The sequence below is a fragment of the Corynebacterium sp. HMSC067D03 genome (assembly GCF_001811185.1).
GTDB lineage: Bacteria > Actinomycetota > Actinomycetes > Mycobacteriales > Mycobacteriaceae > Corynebacterium > Corynebacterium coyleae.
In genome coordinates this window covers 1-361 of the sequence record NZ_KV803797.1, presented here as the reverse complement: position 1 = coordinate 361, position 361 = coordinate 1, and the positions used below count along the sequence as shown (strand labels likewise).

The window sequence follows — 361 nt, the reverse complement described above, 5'->3', positions numbered from 1 at the left end:
TCCTTTACGGTGACGGTGACGGCACCTGCGAACGGTGCTGCAACGTGGCCCGGGTTGGAGGAGTCCGCCTTCTCCACCTCGGCGACAGTGGACTCGACGTTTTCGTCGCGGACTGCAACCGGGCGGACCTGGCCGTTGACGGTCAGGATGACCTGGCGCATACCCTTCTCGTCTGGCTCGCCAACAGCGTCAAGGCTGACCACCAGCGGCGGACGGTTCTCCCCGATCTCGCCGTAGTAGAGCATGGTCTCAACGCCCTCTTCCAGGCCGTAGAAGAAGGTCTTGTCGCCCAGCTGGTCGGTGATGCCGTAAGTGCGCAGGTGCTCCTGGTACTCGGCGTACTGCTTCGGGAACAGCAGCT

1 pseudogene is annotated in these 361 nt (G+C 63.4%); it reads right to left on the bottom strand.

Annotated elements, in window-relative coordinates:
* A pseudogene (locus HMPREF2785_RS03090) lies at positions 1 to 361 on the bottom strand (pyruvate carboxylase); the annotation flags it as partial.